Raw genomic sequence first — 1266 nt, 5'->3', positions numbered from 1 at the left:
TTCTCATCCGGGTTCAGGTCGGGACTGTAGGACGGCAGGTAATGCACCTCGATCCTGGTGCTGTGCATGGCGAGCCAGTCCCGCACCAGACGGGCACGGTGCACCCGCAGCCGATCCAGGATGAGGAAGACCTTGCGGCGGGCCTCCCGGATCAGGCGCATGAGGAAGCGGATCAGGGTCGGCGCGTTGACCGCGCCATCGACCACCATCCAGCGCAACTCGCCCTTGTTGGCCACCGCCGAGATCAGGCTCAGGCTGGCTCGCTTGTGGCAGACCCGCACCACCGGGGTCCGGCCACGCGGGGCGTAGCCGAGGCCGCGCACGTCATCCGAGCGCAAGCCGGTCTCGTCACCCCAGAAGATCACGCCCCGGGCCTGCCGGGCCCGCGCCAGGATGGCCGGATACTCCTGCCGCAGCCAGCGCCGCACCGCCGCAGGGTCCTGCTCGTAAGCCCGACGGATCGGCTTCTGGGCGGTGAACCCCCAGCGCGCCAGGTACTTGCCCACCGTGCGCACCGCCAGCCCGACCCCGCAGCAGCGCGTGATCAACAGGCCCACCGCCGCCCGGCTCCAGAGCGCAAAGGGCATGCCCAACTCGTCCGGGGTATGGCGCCGGATCAGGCCCTGGATCTCGGCCTCCTGCGCCGCGTCGAGCAAGCGTTGCTCATCCGGCTTGCGGCCCCGCGGCTTGCTGACCAGGCCCTTCGCCCCCTCGGCCGCGAAGCGCTGGCAGATATTGATCACCCCGGTCCGGCTCAGGCCAACCTGCCCCGCGATCTCCCCATAGCTCAGGCCGCGCTGGCGAAGCCCGATCACCTGCCGCCGGCGCTCCTCTTGGGCGGCGGCCGGCAACTTGCGCATGTCCACGTGCTTCATGCTCCTGGACTTGGCATGCCCAAAGGGCAGGTCAAGACAATGAGGGCCGGATCAATAAGATAGTGGAACAAGACCATCGGCGCGTTAAACGCCTGATCAGGCCGGGGCTGGGCTTCTGCAGTTTCCACACGGCGCGACGAACACTGGCGGGCTACGAGGTCATGGCGATGGTGAGGAAGGGGCAGGTACGGAGGGTTGGTGGACGCGACATGCGGGCGCAGGCCACATTCATCGCCGAGCTGTTCCAGGTCGCCGCCTGATCTGGCTCGTGTCGTGGCCGCTCACGACCACCCACGGCTCGTCGCAAACATTGCAACACAACCCTCGCAGCGCATCCGGTGCTGGGCCTCACCGGAGCAGGGCCCGGTGCAGCGCCGCCTCGAGCTCGTCA

Annotated in this window: 2 protein-coding genes; one reads left to right on the top strand and one right to left on the bottom strand. The window is 68.5% G+C overall.

All coding sequences use genetic code 11. The features are described 5' to 3' along the window. A partial coding sequence (locus tag Q7A36_RS39905) for an IS630 family transposase (protein ID WP_305109341.1) occupies nucleotides 1-875 on the bottom strand: 875 nt, incomplete at its 3' end. 50 nt (nucleotides 876-925) lie between these two features. Between Q7A36_RS39905 and Q7A36_RS39900 the strand changes: the two genes are divergently transcribed. Further along, entirely contained in the window at nucleotides 926-1135 is a 210-nt protein-coding gene (locus Q7A36_RS39900) for a DDE-type integrase/transposase/recombinase (protein ID WP_305109342.1), read from the top strand. Nucleotides 1136-1266: the final 131 nt, after the last annotated feature.

Origin of the sequence: Paracraurococcus lichenis, assembly GCF_030657435.1 — a bacterium.
In the GTDB taxonomy this organism is placed as follows: domain Bacteria; phylum Pseudomonadota; class Alphaproteobacteria; order Acetobacterales; family Acetobacteraceae; genus Paracraurococcus; species Paracraurococcus lichenis.
This window is presented reverse-complemented; position numbering and strand designations above follow the sequence as displayed.